At 65.3% G+C, this 17,336-nt stretch carries 21 protein-coding genes; 1 reads left to right on the forward strand and 20 read right to left on the reverse strand.

All coding sequences use genetic code 11. From position 1 onward, the window contains the following. The first annotated feature begins 87 nt into the window (after window positions 1-87). Complete coding sequence (locus tag E4L96_RS22410; protein ID WP_135209445.1) at window positions 88-1,989, forward strand: DUF885 domain-containing protein; 1,902 nt, start codon at window positions 88-90, stop codon at window positions 1,987-1,989. A gap of 9 nt (window positions 1,990-1,998) precedes the next feature. Here E4L96_RS22410 and E4L96_RS22415 read toward each other — a convergent pair whose 3' ends face one another. The 20 genes from E4L96_RS22415 to E4L96_RS22510 all read right to left on the reverse strand — a co-directional run bounded on the left by E4L96_RS22415 (window position 1,999) and on the right by E4L96_RS22510 (window position 17,331). Continuing rightward, a complete protein-coding gene (locus E4L96_RS22415; RefSeq protein ID WP_135209446.1) occupies window positions 1,999-3,888 on the reverse strand; it encodes an AI-2E family transporter in 1,890 nt (629 codons plus the stop codon). Window positions 3,889-3,980: 92 nt separating this feature from the next. Then, window positions 3,981-4,745 (reverse strand): twin-arginine translocase subunit TatC, encoded by a 765-nt coding sequence (gene tatC / locus E4L96_RS22420; RefSeq protein ID WP_135209447.1) that lies wholly within the window; start codon window positions 4,743-4,745, stop codon window positions 3,981-3,983. Next, window positions 4,745-5,230, reverse strand: a complete 486-nt coding sequence (tatB, locus tag E4L96_RS22425; RefSeq protein ID WP_135209448.1) for a Sec-independent protein translocase protein TatB — start codon at window positions 5,228-5,230, stop codon at window positions 4,745-4,747. Before tatB ends, tatC begins: the two co-directional genes overlap by 1 nt. Before the next feature lie 44 nt (window positions 5,231-5,274). Further along, complete coding sequence (gene tatA / locus E4L96_RS22430) at window positions 5,275-5,514, reverse strand: Sec-independent protein translocase subunit TatA (protein ID WP_135209449.1); 240 nt, start codon at window positions 5,512-5,514, stop codon at window positions 5,275-5,277. Between the two features lie 76 nt (window positions 5,515-5,590). Then, on the reverse strand, window positions 5,591-5,962 hold the full coding sequence (locus E4L96_RS22435) for a histidine triad nucleotide-binding protein (RefSeq protein WP_135209450.1): 372 nt from the start codon (window positions 5,960-5,962) through the stop codon (window positions 5,591-5,593). Between the two features lie 12 nt (window positions 5,963-5,974). Further along, complete coding sequence (locus tag E4L96_RS22440; protein ID WP_135209451.1) at window positions 5,975-6,346, reverse strand: phosphoribosyl-ATP diphosphatase; 372 nt, start codon at window positions 6,344-6,346, stop codon at window positions 5,975-5,977. Beyond that, window positions 6,343-6,747: a phosphoribosyl-AMP cyclohydrolase gene (gene hisI, locus E4L96_RS22445; RefSeq protein ID WP_135209452.1), complete on the reverse strand. Its 405-nt coding sequence runs from the start codon at window positions 6,745-6,747 to the stop codon at window positions 6,343-6,345. Before hisI ends, E4L96_RS22440 begins: the two co-directional genes overlap by 4 nt. After that, the gene (gene hisF, locus E4L96_RS22450) at window positions 6,744-7,511 is read right to left on the reverse strand and encodes an imidazole glycerol phosphate synthase subunit HisF (protein ID WP_135209453.1); all 768 of its coding nucleotides are present in this window, start codon (window positions 7,509-7,511) and stop codon (window positions 6,744-6,746) included. The genes hisI and hisF overlap by 4 nt, the downstream gene beginning before the upstream one ends. An 8-nt stretch (window positions 7,512-7,519) precedes the next feature. Further along, complete coding sequence (gene hisA, locus E4L96_RS22455; protein ID WP_135209454.1) at window positions 7,520-8,290, reverse strand: 1-(5-phosphoribosyl)-5-[(5-phosphoribosylamino)methylideneamino]imidazole-4-carboxamide isomerase; 771 nt, start codon at window positions 8,288-8,290, stop codon at window positions 7,520-7,522. A 5-nt stretch (window positions 8,291-8,295) separates the two neighbouring features. Beyond that, a complete protein-coding gene (gene hisH / locus E4L96_RS22460) occupies window positions 8,296-8,940 on the reverse strand; it encodes an imidazole glycerol phosphate synthase subunit HisH (RefSeq protein ID WP_135209455.1) in 645 nt (214 codons plus the stop codon). Window positions 8,941-8,962: 22 nt separating this feature from the next. Then, window positions 8,963-9,553, reverse strand: a complete 591-nt coding sequence (hisB, locus tag E4L96_RS22465; RefSeq protein WP_135209456.1) for an imidazoleglycerol-phosphate dehydratase HisB — start codon at window positions 9,551-9,553, stop codon at window positions 8,963-8,965. Next, window positions 9,550-10,644, reverse strand: coding sequence for a histidinol-phosphate transaminase (gene hisC, locus E4L96_RS22470; protein ID WP_135209457.1), 1,095 nt, complete (start codon window positions 10,642-10,644; stop codon window positions 9,550-9,552). Before hisC ends, hisB begins: the two co-directional genes overlap by 4 nt. A 2-nt stretch (window positions 10,645-10,646) precedes the next feature. Then, complete coding sequence (locus tag E4L96_RS22475; protein ID WP_135209458.1) at window positions 10,647-11,459, reverse strand: DNA-methyltransferase; 813 nt, start codon at window positions 11,457-11,459, stop codon at window positions 10,647-10,649. A 13-nt stretch (window positions 11,460-11,472) separates the two neighbouring features. Further along, the gene (hisD, locus tag E4L96_RS22480; RefSeq protein ID WP_135209459.1) at window positions 11,473-12,780 is read right to left on the reverse strand and encodes a histidinol dehydrogenase; all 1,308 of its coding nucleotides are present in this window, start codon (window positions 12,778-12,780) and stop codon (window positions 11,473-11,475) included. A gap of 36 nt (window positions 12,781-12,816) precedes the next feature. Beyond that, a complete protein-coding gene (hisG, locus tag E4L96_RS22485) occupies window positions 12,817-13,470 on the reverse strand; it encodes an ATP phosphoribosyltransferase (protein WP_135209460.1) in 654 nt (217 codons plus the stop codon). A 10-nt stretch (window positions 13,471-13,480) separates the two neighbouring features. Next, window positions 13,481-14,731, reverse strand: coding sequence for a UDP-N-acetylglucosamine 1-carboxyvinyltransferase (gene murA, locus E4L96_RS22490; protein ID WP_135209461.1), 1,251 nt, complete (start codon window positions 14,729-14,731; stop codon window positions 13,481-13,483). Between the two features lie 3 nt (window positions 14,732-14,734). Further along, window positions 14,735-14,974, reverse strand: coding sequence for a BolA family protein (locus tag E4L96_RS22495; RefSeq protein WP_135209462.1), 240 nt, complete (start codon window positions 14,972-14,974; stop codon window positions 14,735-14,737). Window positions 14,975-14,991: 17 nt separating this feature from the next. Next, on the reverse strand, window positions 14,992-15,759 hold the full coding sequence (locus E4L96_RS22500; RefSeq protein WP_135209463.1) for an ABC transporter permease: 768 nt from the start codon (window positions 15,757-15,759) through the stop codon (window positions 14,992-14,994). Further along, window positions 15,756-16,673, reverse strand: a complete 918-nt coding sequence (locus E4L96_RS22505; RefSeq protein WP_135209464.1) for an ABC transporter ATP-binding protein — start codon at window positions 16,671-16,673, stop codon at window positions 15,756-15,758. The genes E4L96_RS22500 and E4L96_RS22505 overlap by 4 nt, the downstream gene beginning before the upstream one ends. Window positions 16,674-16,998: 325 nt before the next feature. Then, on the reverse strand, window positions 16,999-17,331 hold the full coding sequence (locus E4L96_RS22510) for a low molecular weight protein tyrosine phosphatase family protein (RefSeq protein ID WP_135209465.1): 333 nt from the start codon (window positions 17,329-17,331) through the stop codon (window positions 16,999-17,001). Window positions 17,332-17,336 lie beyond the last annotated feature (5 nt).

A 17,336-nucleotide genomic window follows, 5' to 3' on the forward strand; every position in this document is an offset into this window, starting at 1 on the left:
CGCGCGGGGGCTGTCCTACTGACTGTTTAGTGCTAACCTGACGCCCCTCGCTTTGTGCTTCAGAAGTAAAGACATAGGAACATCAAGATGATGAAAACGAAAGCCGCGCTGGCCCTGGTGCTGTCGGCATTTGCGCTCTCCTCGCTGGCGCCGGTGGATGCCAAGCCGCAGAAGTCCGGCAAGGCGAAGACGTCCAAGTCCGCGCCGGCCCGCAAACCAGCGCCGAAAAACGTACCGAAGAACGCACCGAAGGCCGCCGCCAAACCGGTCGCCCGCGCCGCCGCTCCCGCCGCGCCAGCGGTGTCCGAGCGCCGCCAGGACAAGGCCTTCGACACCCTCACCGTGCAGTTCCTGAACGCCCTGTGGCGCATCGCGCCCGAAGACGCGGTCCTCGCGGGCAAGTTCGACACCGCCGCCCTGATGACGGTCCCCGACAAGGCCCACCGCGACGCCATGCTGGCCTTCATCGGCGAATGGCGCGGCAAGTTCGGCGCCGTGAAAGCCTCCGACCTGTCGGTCCGCCAGCGCACGGACCTCGGCCTGCTGCTCAACAAGCTCGATGCCGACCAGTGGTACCTCACCACTTTCAAGGAATACGAGTGGAACCCGGCCAGCTACAGCATCGCCGCGCCGCTCGACTTCATCCTCAACACCAAGTACGCAGGCCGCCCGCAGCGCCTGCGCACCCTCCTCAAGCGACTGGACAAGGTCCCTGCGTACTACCAGGCCGCGCAGGCAGCGATCGTCAACCCGACCCACGAACACACCCAGCTCGCGATCCGCCAGGCGCCGGGCAACCAGTCGGTCCTGAACGACATCGAAAAGAACGTCAACGAGTCGACCCAGCTGACGCCCGCTGAACGCACCCTGTTCAAGCAGCGCCTGGCCGCCGCGCGCGCTGCCATCGATGGCTACGTGAGCTTCCTCACCGCACTGGATCAGCAGCAGATGGCTGCCGGTACCGCGCGTCCGTTCCGCATCGGCCGCGACGTCTACGAGCAGAAATTCAAGTACGACATCCAGTCCGCCAGCAGCGCCGAGCAGACCTACCAGAAAGCCCTCGCCGCGCGCGACGAGCTGCTGACGCGCATGGACGCGCTGTCCGACCAGCTGTGGGACAAGACCATGGGCGCGCAGCCCAAGCCCGCCGACCGCCTGCAGAAGATCGGCATGGTGATCGACAAGCTCTCAGTGAACCACGTCAAGCGCGAGGACTTCTTCGCCGAGATCCGGCGCCAGATCCCGCAGCTGCAGGAGTACGTCAACGCGCACAACCTGCTCACGCTCGACGCGAGCAAGCCGCTGGTGGTGCGCGAGACGCCCGTGTACGAGCGCGGCGTGGCCGGTGCCTCCATCGAGGCCCCGGGCCCGTACCGCCCGCAGGACCGCACCTGGTACAACGTGACGCCGCTGGACGGCCTCACGCCCGAGCAGGCCGAGAGCACCCTGCGCGAGTACAACACCTGGATCCTGCAGGTGCTCAACATGCACGAGGCCATCCCCGGCCACTACGCGCAGCTGGTGTATGCGAACAAATCGCCCTCCATCGTCAAGGCGCTGTTCGGAAATGGCGCGATGGTTGAGGGCTGGGCCGTGTACGGCGAGCGCATGATGATGGAGAGCGGCTACGGCGACGCCGCGCCGGAGATGTGGCTCATGTACTGCAAGTGGAACCTGCGCACCGTCACCAATGTGATCCTCGACTACAACGTCCACGTGCTGGGCATGACCGAGCCGCAGGCCGTGGACCTGCTGACGCGCCAGGCATTCCAGACCCAGGCCGAGGCGGTCGAGAAATGGCACCGCGTGCAGGTCACGTCGGTGCAGCTGACCAGCTACTTCAGCGGCTACAGCGACATCATGGACTTGCGCGAGCAGCGCAAGCAGGCCCTCGGCGGGCGCTTCAACCTGAAGGACTTCAACGAACAGTTCCTCAGCTACGGCAACGCCCCGGTGCGCGTGATCCGGGAGCTGATGACGGCGCAATAAACTACGGCGTCACGCCGCGCGCCCGATCTGCTCGGGCAGCGGCTGGCCGCGCGGGCTGCGCTCGGGGGTGACGAAGGCCAGGGCCTCCTCGTATGAGCGCAGGATCATGTCCATCTGCTTTTCGACGGACGACAGCTTGACCGCGTTCTCGTCGAACGGCAGGCGGACCGTCACCAGCAGCGCATGCGCCAGGTTGGCGCGCAGGTCGCGCACGTGGCCCAGCCACTGCTCGTAGTGCTCTTCCAGCGGATAGACCAGGAACACGGTGGACACCAGGTCCTCCTTTCCATCCGGCGTTTCCTGGTCGCCGCCGCCCATCGACAGGCTGCGCGCGTCGATGCGGGCGGCGCGCAGGGAGCGCACCAGCAGCTCGGCCAGCACGTCGTCCCGCTCATTGGCCAGGCCCGCGCACAGCACCACGGAATGGGCCGGCACGTCCAGCGAGCCTTGCCAGCGGCCCAGGCGTTCCTCGCGCATCTTGCGCAGGTGCGCGCCCACGTTCGCATCGAGCAGCGACACCTGGCGGCGCCGGTTGCGCGGCCCGCTGTCGCAGACCGGCGCCAGCGTTTCCGCCAGCGCCACGATGGCGCCGCGCAGGCGGGCCTGCTGGATTTCTTCGATCCGGCCGCTGCGCCGTTCGGCCGTCGCCAGCGCGAGGCCCGGCAACAGGATCTGGTCGCAGTAGCGCGCGAAGCTGCACTTGCGCAGGAACTGGCGCGCATCGTGAATGATGGAATCCAGATCCGCCGCCAGCACGCGCTGGTAGAAGCGCTGCGAGCCGCTCACACTGGGCGCATCGCCGAACAGGATCGTGATCGGCTCCAGCGCCGGCAGGTGGCGCCCGGCCACCACGAGACACAGCGTGAGGGGCGTGGACAGCAGCAGGCCAACCGGACCCCACAGCGCGCCCCAGAAAATCGCGGAGACGATCACGCCCAGCGGCGATAGCCCGGAGCTGTGCCCGTACACCTTGGGCTCGATGATGTTGGCCACCGCCAGCTCCAGCGCCACGAATACCGCCATGCACACCAGCGGCAGCGTCCAGCCCGGATCGATGGCGGCCACGAACAGCGCGATGAACGCGCCTGCCGCCATCACGCCCAAATAGGGCACGAAGCGCAGCATGCCGGAGAGCGCGCCCCACAGCGCCGCATGCGGCACGCCAAGCCCCCACAGCACCACCGCCACCACGGTGCCGAAGGTGAGGTTGACGATGAACTGCGAGAAGAAGAAGCGGGACACGCCCTGCGCCGCATCGCCCAGGGTCTTGAGCGTGCGGCTGACCTCCGTCTGCCCCGCCAGCTGCACCACGCGGTCGCGCAGCGATTCATGCTCCAGCAGGATAAACACGAGCAGCACCAGCACCAGGCCCGCCTCGCCCAGCGGCCCCCACGCCACCGCGAACATCCAGGCCACGGCCTGGCGCGTGGAGAGGCCCGGCTGGCGGATCTCGACCGGAATCGGCTGGGTGCGGGCCGCAGCGGCGGACAGGCCCTGACGGGACTTGGCATCCGCCGACGGCGGCGTGAGCGCGGTCAGCTCGGCTTCCAGCCGCGCGAACGGCTTCTCGGTGATCTCGCGGACCTTCTCGACCTTGCTCTTGATGGCCGCGCGGTACTGGGGCAGGTCGCGCGTGACGGACACCAGCTGGGTCGCCAGGATCACGCTCACCGCCACCAGGCAGCTGCCCACCAGCAGCACCGACAGCAGGGTGGCCGGCAAGGCCTTGAGCCCGACCCGGTTGAAGCTGCGGATCAGCGGTGCGATGACCAGGCTGAGGATGGCCGCCAGCACCAGCGGCTGGAGCACGCCGCGCCCGTAGTAGAGCAGCGCCAGCACGCAGGTGGCGCTGACGATGAAGCTCGACGTGATGCGCTGCAGGGTACGGCGGTCGGACATGGACGGTAGGCGGGGACGCAAAATCTCGCTGGACAAAACGTCAATCTATCCGAAAGCGCGGCCGTGGGCAAACGCACGGGCCGCGGCGCGCGTCAGCTGGCTTCTTCCGGCGCCCGGGTGGCGCGCACGAAGATCGGCGCCATGATGATGCCCAGTTCGAAAAGGGCGCACATCGGCAGCGCCAGCGACAGCTGGCTGACCACGTCCGGCGGGGTGACGATGGCCGCGATCACGAAGGCGCCCACGATGGCGTAGGGCCGGATTTCCTTGAGCTTGGCCACGCTGACGATCCCCATGCGTACCAGGATCACGACCACCACCGGCACCTCGAAGGTGGCGCCGAAGGCCAGGCACATGGAGAGCACGAAGTCGAGATAGTTCTCGATGTCCGGCATAACGGCGATGGACGTCGGCGCAAAGTCCCCGATAAAGTGGAAGACCCGCCCGAACACGAAGAAATAGCAGAACGCCACCCCGCCGATGAACAGCAGCGAAGAGGACAGAACCAGCGGCAGCACCAGCCGCTTCTCGTGCGCGTACAGGCCGGGCGCCACGAAGGCCCAGATCTGGTAGAACACCCACGGCAGCGACAGCACGAAGGCGATCGCCAGCGTCACCTTCATCGGCACCAGGAAGGGCGCGATCACGCCGGTGGCGATCATCTTGGAGCCCGCGGGCAGCGCGGCCAGCATCGGCGCGGCCAGGATGTCGTAGATTTTCGCGGGGCCGGGGTAGACCAGCAGGGCCACGCACACCACCAGGATGCCGAGGCAGGCGCGCACCAGCCGGTCGCGCAGCTCGATCAGGTGGGAGATGAAGGTTTCTTCGCCGCCGCTGGAATTCTGTTGGTCGGCCATCAGAAGAATGAAACTTTCGAGGAGGAGCCCGGCCGGAATTTCTTGACGCGTGCCGCACCGGACATGACATGCGCCTTGCCGCCGTGGCGGCTCTTGTACCAGGCCGGAATGGCCGAGCTGCGCACCAGCTTCTTGCGCCGGAACTCCTTGGCCTTGCGCTCAACGCTTTCCACCGTGGCCGGGCCGCGCGCTTCGCTGCTGTGGCCATGCCAGGCGGCATTGACGTCGTCCAGGTTCTGCTGGATGGTGTTTTCCACATCCGACTTGAACTGCTGGGCCGTTTCGCTGACTTCCTTCTGCAGGTTGCGCAGCTCTTCCAGCTCCATCTCGCGCGAGACTTCGGACTTTACGTCATGCAGGTAGCGCTGGGCGCGGCCGTACAGCGTCCCGGCCATGCGCGCCACCTTGGGCAGGCGCTCGGGGCCGATGACGACAAGGGCAACCACGCCGATGATGGCGAGTTTCGAAAGGCCAAGATCGATCATTGCGGGTCAGGCATCACCGCCGTAAGCCTGGAAGCGAGCACGGCTCAGAGCTTCGATTTGTCGCGTGCTTCCACGTCGATGGTGGTCTTGTCCACGCTCACTTGCGAGGGGGGAATCGGCTGGGCCGGTGCGTTCGGATTCTCTTCATCGCCCTTCACGCCGTCCTTGAAGCCCTTGACGGCCTTGCCGAGGTCGGAACCGATGTTGCCGAGCTTTTTGGTGCCGAAAATCAGCATCACCACAACCAGCACGATCAGCCAGTGCCAAATACTCATCGAACCCATCATTATCTCCTTGCGCAGCGGGAAGGCCGCCGAATAACCGTCAGTATACCCTTGGTGGGGTCGCTCACTGCAATATTCAATGCTGGCCACGCCATGGGCGCGGGCCACCGTAGAGGTGCAGATGCAGGTGGTAAACCTCCTGTCCGCCATCGGGCCCGCTATTGATGAGCGTCTTGAAGCCGCCGGTCGGGTTGCCCTGGGCGTCGTACTTCACCTCGATGCCATGGTCGTGCGCCAGCCTGGGCACCAGCGCCAGCATCTTGCCCAGCACGTCGTGGTGCGCCGGTTCGGCCTCGGACAGGGTGGCGATGTGCATCTTCGGAATGATCAGCAGGTGCACCGGGGCCGCCGGGTTGATGTCCTTGAAGGCCAACAGGTCGTCGTCTTCGTACACGATGGACGACGGAATCTTGCGGGAGGCGATCTTGCAGAACAGGCAGTTATCCATTTGGCTGGTTCCTTAGCGCTTGTCCGATTCGTGGGCGTCGCGCAGCACGTCCTTGCGGGCGGCCTTTTCCTCGATGCCCGAGGTGCCCGCCCGGCGGTCCAGCTCGTCCATCACCTGCTGCGGCGTGATGCCGAACTGCGCCAGCATGATGAGCGAATGGAACCACAGGTCGGCGGTCTCGTAGATCACGCCGGAGACGTCGCCGGACACGCGTGCATCCTTGGCGGCCATCACGGTCTCGGTGGCTTCTTCGCCGATCTTCTTGAGGATGGCGTCGTCGCCCTTGGCGAACAGGCGCGAGACGTAGGAGGTATCGGGATTGCCGCCGCTGTCCAGCTTGCGCGTCTCGATGGTCGCGGCCAGGCGGTTGAAGGTGTCGCTCATGAGGGTTTCGATTTCGAATAGATGGTGTCCGGGTCCTGCAGTACCGGCTCGACGGTCTGCCAGTCCCCGTTTTCGTATTTCTGGAAGAAGCAGGAATGGCGCCCGGTGTGGCAGGCGATGCCGCCCTTCTGCTCGATCTTGAGCAGCACCACGTCCTCGTCGCAGTCCAGCCGGATCTCGCGCACGGTCTGCACGTGGCCGGACTCCTCGCCCTTGTGCCACAGCTTCTTGCGCGAGCGGCTCCAGTACACCGCCTCACCGGTGGCCACGGTGCGCTCCAGCGCCTCGCGGTTCATCCAGGCGAACATCAGGATGTCGCCGGTGGCCGCTTCCTGCGCGATCACCGGCACGAGGCCATGCTCGTCCCACTTGATCTTCTTGAGCCAGGCGGAGGTGGTCATGCGCCCTCCATCCGCATCGGGATGCCCTGCGCGGCCATGAAGCGCTTGGCTTCCTGCACCGTGTGCTTCCCGAAGTGGAAGATGCTGGCCGCGAGCACCGCGTCCGCGTGGCCTATCTTGACACCGTCGGCCAGGTCCTGCAGGCCGCCCACGCCGCCGGAGGCGATCACGGGGATGTTCACCGCATCCGACACGGCGCGCGTCAGGCCCAGGTCGAAGCCCGAACGGGTGCCGTCCTTGTCCATACTGGTGAGGAGTATCTCGCCCGCCCCCAGCGATTCGATCTTGCGTGCCCACTCGACCGCATCCAGGCCCGTGTTGTTGCGGCCACCGTGGGTGAAGACTTCCCACTTGCCGGGCGCCGTCTGCTTGGCGTCGATGGCGACCACGATGCACTGCGAGCCATGCTTCTGCGAGGCGTCGAACACCAGTTGCGGGTTGGTGACGGCGCTGGTGTTCATGGAGACCTTGTCCGCGCCCGCGTTCAGCAGGCGGCGCACATCTTCCACCTTGCGCACGCCGCCGCCCACGGTCAGCGGGATGAAGACCTTGGACGCCACCGCCTCGATGATGTGCAGGATCAGGTCCCGGCCATCTGAGGACGCGGTGATGTCGAGGAAGGTGATTTCGTCCGCACCCTGCTCGTCATAGCGGGCCGCGATTTCGACCGGATCGCCGGCGTCGCGCAGCTCGGTGAAGTTGACGCCCTTGACCACGCGGCCATCGGTCACGTCCAGGCAGGGGATGATGCGTTTGGCGAGCATTCTCTGTCTTACGCTTCCGCGGTCAGTTCGTCCGCACGGTCCTGCGCCTGCGCGAGATTGAGCGTGCCTTCGTAGATCGAGCGGCCGCAGATCACGCCTTCGATGCCTTCGTCTTCCACCGCGCACAGGGCTTCCACGTCCTTGATGGTGTGGACGCCGCCGGAGGCGATGATCGGCACGCGCACCGAGCGCGCCAGCTTGACCGTGGCGTCGATGTTCACGCCGCCCATCATGCCGTCGCGGCCGATGTCGGTGTAGACGATGGACTCCACGCCGTACTGCTCGAACTTCTGCGCCAGGTCGATCACCTCGTGGCCGGACATCTTGGACCAGCCATCGGTGGCGACCTTGCCGTCCTTGGCATCCAGGCCGACGATGATGGAGCCCGGGAAAGCGCCGCAGGCGTCGTGCAGGAAGCCGGGATTTTTCACCGCCGCGGTGCCGACGATGATGTAGGTGATGCCGTCATCGAGATAGCGCTCGATGGTGTCCAGGTCGCGGATGCCGCCGCCCAGCTGCACGGGGATCTCCTCGATGTCGTTCTCTTCGGCGTACGACTGCACCACCTGCAGGATGGACTTCACGGCCGCCTCGTTCTTCGGCTTGCCCGCGAACGCGCCGTTCAGGTCCACCAGGTGCAGGCGGCGGGCGCCCTGCTTGAGCCAATGCAGCGCCATTTCGGCGGGGTCTTCGGAGAAGACGGTGGCATTTTCCATGTCGCCCTGTTTCAGGCGAACGCAATGACCGTCCTTGAGGTCGATGGCAGGAATGAGCAGCATGATGGTCAGGGGTTCCAGTGAACGAAGTTTTTGTACAACGTGAGGCCGGCCTTGGCACTCTTCTCGGGGTGGAATTGGGTGGCGACGATGTTCCCGTGCGCGACCGCGCAGCAGAACATGCCGCCGTAATCGGTCTCGCCGATCACGTCATTCGGATCGGCGGGCTGCGCATAGTAGCTGTGCACGAAGTAGAAGTAGGCGTCGTCCTGCAGGCCTTCCCACAGCGGATGCGCACGGCTCTGGTGCACGCGGTTCCAGCCCATCTGCGGGACCTTGAAACGCGAGCCGTCCGGCTGCGTGCGGCCTTCGAGCTGGAAGCGCACCACGCGGCCGGGCAAGAGGCCCAGGCCGCGCGTACCGCCGCCTTCTTCGCTTTCGTCGAACAGCATCTGCTCGCCGACGCACACGCCCATCATGGGCTTTTGTTTTGCGGCCTTGAGCAGCGCATCTTCGACGCCGGAGGCGCGCAGGGAGGCCATGCAGTCGCGCATGGCGCCCTGGCCCGGCAGGACGATGCGGTCCGCGCTGTCGATATCGGCAACTATGCCGGAGATCAGCACGTCCGCCTCGGGTGCGACTGCGCGCAGGGCTTGCGCCACCGAGCGCAAATTCCCCATGCCGTAGTCGACTACTACTATCTTGTTGGTCATCGCAGTGGGCGTGAGATCAGAGTTACAGGGCGCCCTTGGTCGACGGGATGGTGCCGGCGGCGCGCGCGTCGAGCTCGGACGCCATGCGCAGCGCGCGGCCGAAGGCCTTGAACACCGTCTCGCACTGGTGGTGCGCGTTGGTGCCGCGCAGATTATCGATGTGCAGTGTGACACCCGCGTGATTGACGAAGCCGCGGAAGAATTCCAGCGTCAGGTCCACGTCGAAGGTGCCGATCATGGCGCGGGTCCAGGGCACGTGCATCTCGATGCCCGGGCGGCCGGAAAAGTCGATCACTACGCGCGAAAGCGCCTCGTCCAGCGGCACGTAGGCATGGCCATAGCGGCGGATGCCCTTCTTGTCGCCGATCGCCTTGGCCACCGCCATGCCGAGTGTGATGCCGGTGTCTTCGACGGTGTGGTGCGCGTCGATGTGCAGGTCGCCGTTGGCTTCCACTTCCAGGTCGATCAGCCCGTGGCGGGCGATCTGGTCCAGCATGTGGTCCAGGAAGGGCACGCCGGTATTGAGCTTCTGCTGGCCGGTGCCGTCCAGGTTGAGGGCGACGCGGATCTGCGTCTCGGAGGTATTGCGCGTGATGTCGGCGGTGCGGTTCATGATTGGTCCGGGGCTTGGAGGGCGGAGAGGAAGGCCGCGTTCTCCTCGGGAGTGCTGACAGTCACGCGGATGCAGTTGGTCAGCAACGGATGCATTTTACTTAAATTTTTCGCGAGTATCCGATTTGCCAGCAACTTCGCGGTGGCCCGCTCGGCGTCCGGCACGCGGAACAGGATGAAGTTGCCAGCGGCGGGGAACACGGTGGCCCCCGGCAGCTCCGCCAGCGCGGCGGCCAGTTTCGGGCGCTCGGCGTTGATGGCGCGGGCTTGGGCGTTCAACTCTTCCAGGTGGTCCAGGGCGAAGGCGGCGGCCGTCTGGGTCAGGATGTTGACGTTGTAGGGCGGGCGCACCTTGTCGAATTCGGCCAGCAGCTGCGGCGCGGCGCTCATGTAGCCGAGGCGGATGCCGGCGAGGCCCAGCTTGGACAGCGTGCGCATCACGATCAGGTTCGGGTAGCGCGGCAGGCGGCCCATGTAGCTCGTTTGCGCGAAGGGCTCGTAGGCTTCGTCCACCACGCACAGACCGGTGTCGCCCAGCGCCTCGATGACGGCGTTGACGTCGGCCTTGTCGAACAGGTTGCCGGTCGGGTTGTTGGGGTAGGCCAGGAAGACCACGGCGGGCTTGTGCTCTTCGATCGCCTTGAGCATCGCATCGCGATCGAGGCTGAAGTCTTCCTTCAGCGGCACGCCCACGAAGTCCGCACCCGCGTACTGGGCGGAGCGCTGGTACATCACAAAGGAGGGCACCGGCGCCATGACCACGGTGCGCTGGCCGGGCTTGGTGACGGCGGTGATGACGATGGAGATCAGTTCGTCCGACCCGTTGCCGAGCATGACGTCGTAGCCCGCCGGGATGCCCAGCTTGGCGCACACCTTGGCGCGCAGCTCATTCGGCGAGGGCACCGGGTAGCGGTTCAGCATCGCGTTGGCCAGGCGGTGCGCCAGTTCGTCGCGCAGGAGGCCGGACAGCTCGTAAGGGTTCTCCATCTGGTCCAGCCGGATGAAGCCCACATTGTCCGCCACATGGTAGCTGCTCAAGGCGCGGACATCGGGACGGATGGTGTTGGCGATCAGTTGGTCGAAGTTCGACATCGTTATTCCTGGAGTGCAGGGGCCTTGCGGCCCGGTTTGCGTTTGGGTGCCTTGGCGTCTGCCGCGGGTTCGGCCAGGCGCGCCTCGATGATCTCGCAGTACGCCGGATTCAGCTCGAAGCCGACGAAATTGCGCCCGCAGCGCTGGGCCGCCACGGCCGTGGTGCCGCTGCCCATGAACAGGTCCAGCACCGTGCCGCCAGGTGGGCAGCTGGCCTTGACCATGCGCTCGATGATCTCCAGCGGCTTCTGGGTCGGATGGTCGACGCGCTCCGAATGCTCACGGTGCAGACGCGAGACGCTCCACAGGTCCTTGGGGTTGTAGCCCACTTCCAGCCACTTGGCGCCGACGAAGATGGAGCGCGAGCGCGCCTTCTTGGTCTCGGCGTCGTAGGGGATGCGGACGGCATCCAGGTCGAAGTAATAGTCCTTGCGGTTGACGAAAAAGCCGACCGTGTCATGCACGCTGGTGAAGCTGCGCGTGCTGCCGCCCATCGAGGGCACGCGGCGGTCCCAGATGATCTCGTTCATCATCGTCATGCGCTGCTTGAGCATCACGAAGATCTCCGGCGAGAAGCGCCAGGTGAGGAAGATATACAGGCTGCCGTTGGGCTTCAGCTTGGGCAGCGCGGCATCCACCCACTGCTCGGTCCAGGCCAGGTAGTCGGCCACGGTCTGCTGGTCCGAGGCGTTGCCGTAGTCCTTGCCCAGGTTGTAGGGCGGGTCGGTCAGGATCAAGTCGATCGAGCCGTCTGGAATGCGGGCGATGCCTTCCAGCGCGTCCTCGCAGAAGACCCGGTTCAGCCAGGTGGTCATGGGCGCGCGTCCCTTACTTGAGACGCAGTTCGGCGCTGCGGGCGTGGGCCTGCAGGCCCTCGCCGTAGGCCAGTTCGGCGGCCACCTTGCCCAGCGTCTGCGCGCCTGCTTCGGACACGTGCAGAATCGAGGAACGCTTCTGGAAGTCGTACACGCCCAGCGGCGACGAGAAGCGCGCCGTGCGCGACGTGGGCAGCACGTGATTCGGGCCGCAGCAGTAGTCGCCCAGCGACTCGGACGAGAAGCGGCCGAGGAACAGCGCGCCCGCGTGGCGGATCTGGTCGGCCCAGTGCTGCGGATTCTCGGACGAGATTTCCAAGTGCTCGGCGGCGATGTCGCTGGCGATGGCGCAGGCCTCCTGCATGTCGCGCACCTTGATCAAGGCACCGCGGTCGGTCAGGGACTTGGTGATCACGTCCTTGCGCGGCATATCCGGCAGCAGCTTGTGGATGCTCTCTTCCACTTTCGCGATGTATTCGGCATCGGGGCACAGCAGGATGGCCTGGGCCAGCTCGTCGTGCTCGGCCTGAGAGAACAGGTCCATGGCCACCCAGTCCGGATCCGTGGTGCCGTCGCACAGCACGAGGATTTCGGAGGGACCGGCGATCATGTCGATGCCGACCACGCCGAACACGCGGCGCTTGGCGGCGGCCACGTAGGCGTTGCCGGGGCCGACGATCTTGTCCACTGGCGGAATCGTTTCGGTGCCGTAGGCCAGAGCGGCCACGGCCTGTGCGCCGCCGATGGTGAGCACGCGCGTGACGCCCGCGATGGCGGCGGCGGCAAGCACCATCTGGTTCTTCACGCCGTCCGGCGTCGGCACCACCATCACGATGTCCTGTACGCCCGCGACCTGCGCCGGAATGGCGTTCATCAGCACTGAGGACGGGTAGGCCGCTTTGCCACCAGGGACGTAGATGCCGACGCGGTCCAGTGGCGTCACGCGCTGGCCCAGCACCGTGCCATCCGGCTCGGTGTAGGTGAAGCCGTTCAGTTCCTGCTTCTGGCGCTCGTGGAACACGCGAATACGCTGCGCCGCGGTCTCCAGGGCCTGGCGCTGCGCTTCCGGGATCGCTTGCAGGGCAGCCTTCAGCTCGGACTGCGGCAGGTCCAGCGCCTGCATTGACGTGGCGTTCACGCGGTCGAAGCGGTTGGTGTATTCGAGTACGGCTGCGTCGCCGCGCGCTTTCACATCGTGCAGGATCGTCGTCACCGCATGCTCGATCGCTTCGTCGGTGGAGGCTTCGAAAGCGAGCAGGTGATGCAGGTCGCGCTGGAAATCGGCCTGCGTGGAATCGAGCTTGCGGATGGTGATGGTCATGATTCGAATGTCCCCGATGCGCGGGGACGGCGCATTTTAAGAGCGGTTGGCCGCGCGGGCGAAAGCTTCAAGGATGGGCTGCAGGCGTTCGCGCTTGAGCTTCAGCGCGGCCTGGTTGACGACGAGGCGGGACGAAATCTCCATGATCTCCTCCACTTCCACGAGGTTGTTGGCGCGCAGGGTGGAGCCAGTGGAGACCACGTCGACAATCGCGTCCGACAGGCCGACCAGCGGCGCCAGCTCCATCGAGCCATACAGCTTGATGAGGTCCACGTGCACACCTTTGGAAGCGAAGTGCTGGCGCGCGGTTTCAATGAACTTGGTGGCCACCCGCAGGCGCGCGCCTGGGTGCACGGCGTTCGCATAATCGAAGCCTGCCTTCACCGCGACCGACATGCGGCACTTGGCGATCTCCAGGTCGATCGGCTGGTACAGGCCTTCGCCGCCGTGCTCCAGCAGCACGTCCTTGCCGGCCACGCCGAAATCCGCGGCGCCATGCTGCACATAAGTCGGCACGTCGGTCGCGCGCACGATGATCACGCGCACGTTAGGGTCATTGGTGGGGAGGATCAGCTTGCGCGACGTCTCCGGGTTCTCGGTCACGGTGATGCCCGCTTCGGCGAGCAGCGGCACGGTGTCCTCGAAAATCCGGCCCTTGGACAGGGCCAGGATCAACTGGTTGGTTTCCATTGATGCGGCTTTATTTCAAACGAACGATGTTGGCGCCCACGTTGGACAGCTTCACTTCCATGCGGTCGTAGCCGCGGTCCAGGTGGTAGATGCGGTCCACCAGCGTTTCGCCATGCGCCGCCATGCCCGCGATGACCAGGCACGCGGAGGCGCGCAGGTCGGTCGCCATCACGGGCGCGCCCACCAGGCGGTCCACGCCGCGGATGTAGGCGGTCTTGCCCTCGATCTGGATGCGCGCGCCGAGGCGGTTCAGCTCCTGCACGTGCATGAAGCGGTTCTCGAAGATGGTCTCGGTGACGTTGCTGGGGCCAGCTGCGATGGTGTTCACCGCCATGAACTGGGCCTGCATGTCGGTCGGGAAGCCGGGGTATTCGGTGGTGCGGAAGTTCACCGGGCCGGGGCGGCCGTCCATCTGGGCGCGGATGGTGTTCTGGCCCAGGGTCAGGATCACGCCCATCTCGCGCAGCTTGTCCAGCGCCGCGTCGAAGATGTCGGTGCGGGTGTTGGTGAGCGTGATGTCGCCGCCGGTGGCCGCGACCGCGCACAGGAAGGTGCCGGCCTCGATGCGGTCCGAGATCACGGCGTGCTTGGCGCCGTGCAGCTCGGGCACGCCCTGGATCACCAGGCGGTCGGTCCCGATGCCGCTGATCTTGGCGCCCATGGCCACCAGCAGGTTGGCCAGGTCGGTCACTTCCGGCTCGCGCGCGGCGTTCTCCAGGATGGTTTCGCCTTCGGCCAGCGTGGCCGCCATCAGCAGGTTCTCGGTGCCGGTCACGGTGATCATGTCCGTCACCACGCGCGCGCCCTTCAGCTTCTTGCACTTGGCGTAGATGTAGCCACCTTCGACGGTGATCTCGGCGCCCAGCTGCTGCAGGCCCTTGATGTGCTGGTCCACCGGGCGCGAACCGATCGCGCAGCCGCCGGGCAGCGACACCTTGGCTTCGCCGAAGCGCGCCAGCAGGGGGCCGAGCACCAGGATCGAGGCGCGCATGGTCTTCACCAGCTCATACGGCGCCTCGTAGCTGTTGATGCCGGAGCCGTTGAGGGTGACCTTGTCGCCGTCCTGCTGCACCGTGAGGCCGGTCTGCTGCAAGAGCTTGAGGATGGTGCGCACGTCGTGCAGGTGCGGTACGTTGGACAGTTCGACGTCGCCCGCCGTGAGCAGGCCCGCGCACAGGATCGGCAGGGCGGCATTTTTCGCACCGCTGATGGGGATCTCGCCGTTCAGGCGATTGCCGCCAACGATCTTCAGTTTGTCCATGTCTTACTGTCCTTCGAATTCTTCAGGGGTGAACGTCTTCATCGACAGCGCGTGGATTTCCTCACGCATGCGGTCGCCAAGCACAGCGTACACCATCTGGTGCCGCTGGATCGAGCGTTTGCCTGCGAAAGCCGGGGACACGATCACCGCCTGGAAATGCTGGCCGTCGCCCTCCACCTCCAGGTGGGTGCATTGCATGCCGGCGCTGATGTAGCCGTGAATGAGTTCAGGAGTCGTTGCCATGTTAAGTATCCGAATAGTCAGTGGCGCAGCTTGTAGCCCTTGCGCAGCAGGTTGATCGCCATCGTCGCCAGGATCACGAAGAAGGTGCAGACGATGCCGAAGCTGATCCACGGGTTGACGTCCGACTGGCCGAAGAAGCCGTAGCGGAAGCCGTCGATCATGTAGAAGAACGGGTTGACGTGCGAGACCGCGAGCCAGAACGGAGGCAGCGAATGGATCGAGTAGAACACCCCCGCGAGGAAGGTCAGCGGCACGATCAGGAAGTTCTGGAAGGCGGCCAGCTGGTCGAACTTGTCGGCCCAGATGCCCGCGATGACGCCGACGGTGCCGAGGATGGCCGCGCCCAGCAGCGCGAAGGCCAAAATCCACAGCGGCGCCACAAAGCTCAGGTTCGCGAACCACGCGGTGATGACGAACACGCCGAATCCGACACACAGGCCGCGGATGATCGACGCGGTCACGTAGGCCGAGATGATCTCCCAGTGCGACAGTGGCGGGAGCAGGATGAACACCAGGTTTCCCGTGATCTTCGACTGGATCAGCGAGGAGGAGGAGTTGGCGAAGGCATTCTGCAGGACGCTCATCATCACCAGGCCCGGGATCAGGAAGCTGGTGTAGGTCACGCCCGGGTAGACTTCGACCCGGCCCGAGAGCACGTGGCCGAAGATCAGCAGGTACAGCATGGCCGTGAGAATCGGCGCAGCGATGGTCTGGGTGGCGACCTTCCAGAAGCGCAGGGTCTCCTTGTAGAGCAGGGTCTGGAACCCGACGGAGAAGAAGTTCATACGGCGCGGCCTTCCATGATCTGGATGAAGATGTCTTCGAGGTCGGCCTGCTGCAGCTGCATCTCGTCGATGACGGCGCCGGATTCGCGCAGGCGGGCCAGGATCGGCTCGACCTCGGCGTAGTCGTTGACGCGCAGGGCGAACTTGCTGGCGCTGCCGTTTTCGGGTTCGTCGTGGGCGATCAGCGGTTTCAGGTCGTCCGGAAGGGTGCCGCTGGCGAGGTGGATGTTCAGCTGCGAGCCGCTGATGCGGCGGATCAGCTTCGACATCGTGTCCAGCGCCACCACCTTGCCCGTCTTGAGCATGGCAACGCGCTGGCACATGGCCTGCGCTTCTTCCAGATAGTGGGTGGTCAGCACGACGGTGTGGCCTTCGCGGTTCAGGCGCGAGATGAACTTCCACAGCGTCTGGCGCAGTTCCACGTCGACGCCGGCGGTGGGTTCATCCAGCACGATCACGGGCGGCTTGTGGACCAGGGCCTGGGCCACCAGCACGCGGCGCTTCATGCCGCCGGAGAGGGCGCGCATGTTGGTATCGGCCTTGTTGGTGAGGTCCAGGTTCTCCATCACCTCGTCGATCCACTTGTCGTTGTTCTTCAGCCCGAAGTAGCCGGACTGCAGGCGCAGGGTTTCGCGCACCGTGAAGAAGGGGTCGAACACCAGTTCCTGCGGCACCACGCCGAGGTTCTTGCGGGCGTTCCGGAAATCCTTGGTGACGTCGTGGCCGTGGATGCTGATGCTGCCGGCGTCCGGGCGGATCAGGCCGGCGATGCAGGAAATCAGGGTGGTCTTGCCGGCGCCGTTCGGGCCGAGCAGGCCAAAGAACTCGCCTTCTTCGATCGTCAGCGAGACGCCGCCGAGGGCCTTGAGCGACTTGTAGCTCTTTTCGACTTGGTTGATCTGGATTGCCGCCATGCGCGGAGGCCTTTATGCCGGGGGAAACCTCTGATTATAGAAGAATCCGCCCGGGTGCGTCGGCGGCTGGCGCCTGCGACTGTTGCCCGGTGATCCAAGGCCGAAATCGGACTGGGCGCTCATCGAAATTTTGGAGTTTCATGAAGAGGGTTTTGCAACGGCGTTGGCGCTCGCTGCCTGTGCCATGTCCGCTTGGGCGCAGGACTCACTTTCCGAGGCCACCCGTGGCGCGTTCTCGAAGAAATCAGCCTGCTGCTGAAGCGAATCGTGCCGTCGCCATCACGCTAACAGGCATCCCGGGGTGCAAGCGGCGCAGTAGCGCGGATCAGTGAGGCTGCCTCAGGAAGCGCCCGGCCTTCGCCTCCAGCAGCTTGATGAGCTCAGGCTGCATGAACTCATATTCATCGGGAATATCGAGGCAGATGACGCGCTTGCCGTTGAGGTGCGCGCGGAACTTGACCGAGAGCCGGTTGCGGTGTGCCTTCTCCATCACGAAGATGATGTCCGCCCAAGCAATCTGCTCGGACGAAAGAGGTACGGTGGCGTCCGCGCCCAGCCCGGCCGAATCGGTATCGACGCCAGGCCAGGTCGAGAAGATCTGCTCCGCAGTCGGGCTGCGGAGCCGGTTCTGGGTGCAGATAAAGAGCGCCCGCGTCATGTTGG

Origin of the sequence: Zemynaea arenosa (genome assembly GCF_004614185.1) — a bacterium.
Classification (GTDB): domain Bacteria; phylum Pseudomonadota; class Gammaproteobacteria; order Burkholderiales; family Burkholderiaceae_D; genus Telluria; species Telluria arenosa.